General features: G+C 63.9%; 2 protein-coding genes and 1 pseudogene. All 3 read left to right on the top strand.

Annotated features, from left to right (window positions below):
• Positions 1 to 56: 56 nt before the first annotated feature.
• Positions 57 to 269: pseudogene (locus FXB38_RS45305) on the top strand (DUF5372 family protein); the annotation flags it as partial.
• A gap of 61 nt (positions 270 to 330) precedes the next feature.
• The gene (locus tag FXB38_RS44540) at positions 331 to 528 is read left to right on the top strand and encodes a hypothetical protein (protein WP_148756753.1); all 198 of its coding nucleotides are present in this window, start codon (positions 331 to 333) and stop codon (positions 526 to 528) included.
• Positions 509 to 2578: a recombinase family protein gene (locus tag FXB38_RS42375; protein WP_148756752.1), complete on the top strand. Its 2070-nt coding sequence runs from the start codon at positions 509 to 511 to the stop codon at positions 2576 to 2578. Before FXB38_RS44540 ends, FXB38_RS42375 begins: the two co-directional genes overlap by 20 nt.
• Positions 2579 to 2609: the final 31 nt, after the last annotated feature.

The raw sequence follows: 2609 nt of genomic DNA, 5'->3' as shown, positions 1-2609 counted from the left end.
GCTCTTGCCGAGCCCGGTCGAACCAGCGTCACAATGCCGGATGTCCGGCGTTCGAGGTGCGGATCTTCTATCCGTTCCATCCACGGGCCGGGCAGATGGTGCAGGTCGAGCACCGCAAGCGGTTCGCCGGCGAGGATCATCTGGTCGTAGTCCAGCCCGACGGCACGCTCGCCCTGATTCCGGCATGGATGAGTGAGGAGACGGCTCGCTCCACGGCAATCACCGGCTCTCCTTGTTTATCTGTCGATAGGCTCGTCGAGCTGCGCGTCCGGCTCGATGCGCTTCTAGCCTCGCCTGACGGGGAATCAGCCCCGCACCAAGGAGGCGATCATGCGACCACGACCGAGCCGGCAGCGAGACCTGTTCGAAGTCGATCAAAAGATGTTGGACATTCCGACCACGCAGAAGCCTCTGCTTGTCAGCCTGATCGAGCGCATGCTGGTCGAGGCCCTAGCCGACGACGACATTGCGACAGACGCGGCCAGCGACAAGGCAAGGGAGGTCGCTGATGAGCAAGATCGCGCCTGAGCACCTCGCCCGTCAGGCCGTCGTCTACATCCGTCAGTCGACGGCTGATCAGGTCGCCAGCAATCTGGAAAGCAAGCGCCGTCAATATGGACTTGCCGATCGGGCGCGGCAGCTCGGCTGGAGCGATGTCGCCATCATCGATGACGATCTTGGCCGCTCTGGCGGTGGCGTTGCGCGGCCCGGCTTCGAGAAGCTGCTGGCTGCCATCTGCGACGGGCGTGTCGGCGCCGTTGTCTCGATCGAGGCGTCGCGCCTGGCTCGTAACGGCCGTGACTGGCACACATTGCTGGAGTTCTGCGGTCTCGTGGGTACGCTGATTGCCGACGAGGACGGAGTCTACGATCCGCGTCATCCCAACGACCGCCTGCTGCTCGGCATGAAGGGTACTATGAGCGAGATGGAGCTATCGGTCCTACGACAGCGCTCGCTGGAAGCCTTGAAGCAGAAGGCGCGCCGCGGCGAACTGTTCATGACGGTTGCCATCGGCTACGTGCGGATCGGCAACAACAGCATCGCGAAGGATCCGGATCGGCGCATTGCGGAAGCCATCACACTTGTCTTCGCGAAGTTTACCGAGATGCAGTCAGTGCGTCAGGTGCACCTGTGGCTCAGGCACGAGCGCATCCCGTTGCCGGCCGTCGCCTACGGCACGGAAGGCCGACGGATTGAGTGGAAGCTGCCAGTCTACAACACGCTCTTGCACATCCTGACCAACCCGATCTACGCCGGTGCATATGCATTCGGACGTACGGGCAGCCGCGTCAGCATCGAGGCCGGCCGCAAGAAGGTCGTTCGCGGTTTCAAGAAGGAGCGCGACGACTGGGAGGTATTGATCCCGAGTCACCACGAGGGTTATCTGAGCTGGGCGGATTACGAAAGGAACCTCAGCCTGATCGCGGACAACGCCAATGGCAAGAACCCAATGAGCCGCGGCGCATTGCGCCGTGGCGAGGCGCTGCTGGCCGGCCTTCTGCGCTGCGGCCATTGCGGGCGCAAGCTACATGTCGCCTACTCCGGCAAGGACGGCAACACCGGCCGTTATCACTGCCAGGGTGGCTTCATCAATCACGGTGGCGATCGCTGCATCTCATTCGGCGGCATGCGGATCGATCGCGAGGTCGGCATCGAGGTGATCGAGCGCCTGCAACCGCTCGGAATCGAAGCCGCACTCGCGGCGCAGGCGGTGCGCAGCCGTGCCAGCGAGGACAAGCGGCGGCACTTGGAACTGGCGCTCGAGCAGGCCCGCTACGAGGTCGGCCATGCGCGGCGTCAATATGATGCCGTCGATCCCGACAACCGCCTCGTTGCCGCCGAGTTGGAGAAGCGATGGAACGAGCGGCTGGCCATCGTCCGCGATCTGGAGACCGAGCTGGAAGGGCTGACAGCCTCACCCGCGACAGAACTGACGCCGGCCTATCGCGAGCGGCTGATGACGCTCGGCGCCGATCTACAGCTGGCCTGGACCAGGCCGGGTGTGACGCCGGAGGCCAGGAAGCGGATCGTGCGAACACTGATTGATGAGATCATCGTTCGCGTCGAGGACAACGCACTCAATCTCGTGATACGTTGGCACGGCGGCGACCACTCCGCGCTCAAGGTCAGGAAGAACCGCTCGGGGCAACATCGCTGGAGCGCGGCGGGCGAGACTATCGATTTGGTGCGTGTACTGGCGCGACAGATGCCGGACAAGGCGATCGCTTCGGTGCTCAATCGCGCCGGCAAGACGACAGGGCGCGGCAACGGCTGGACACAGTCACGCGTGTGCAGCCTGCGAAGTCACAATGCGATTGCGACCTATCGGGAGGGCGAGCGACGGGAGCGCGGCGAGGTCACGCTCGACGAGGCCGCTGCAGTCCTGTCCGTCAGCCCGTCGACGGTGCGCCGTCTGATCAAGGATGGCCAACTCGCGGCGAGTCAGCTCTGTAAGGGCGCGCCGTGGATCATCAAGGCGGCCGATCTGGAACGTGCCGATGTGAAGAGCGCTGCGACCGCCCGGCGTCTGCGGCGTCCGCCGTCCGGCGATCCGCTGCAAAAAGTGCTGGAACTCTAACGACATGGACAGGTGAGCATTATGAAGCGGG

This window comes from Bradyrhizobium cytisi (assembly GCF_008123515.1).
GTDB classification, from domain to species: Bacteria; Pseudomonadota; Alphaproteobacteria; order Rhizobiales; family Xanthobacteraceae; genus Bradyrhizobium; species Bradyrhizobium cytisi.
This window is presented reverse-complemented; position numbering and strand designations above follow the sequence as displayed.

Coding starts and splice junctions, on each gene's coding strand:
- FXB38_RS44540 (WP_148756753.1), top strand. CDS start 331: ATGCGACCACGACCGAGCCGGCAGCGAGACCTGTTCGAAGTCGATCAA.
- FXB38_RS42375 (WP_148756752.1), top strand. CDS start 509: ATGAGCAAGATCGCGCCTGAGCACCTCGCCCGTCAGGCCGTCGTCTAC.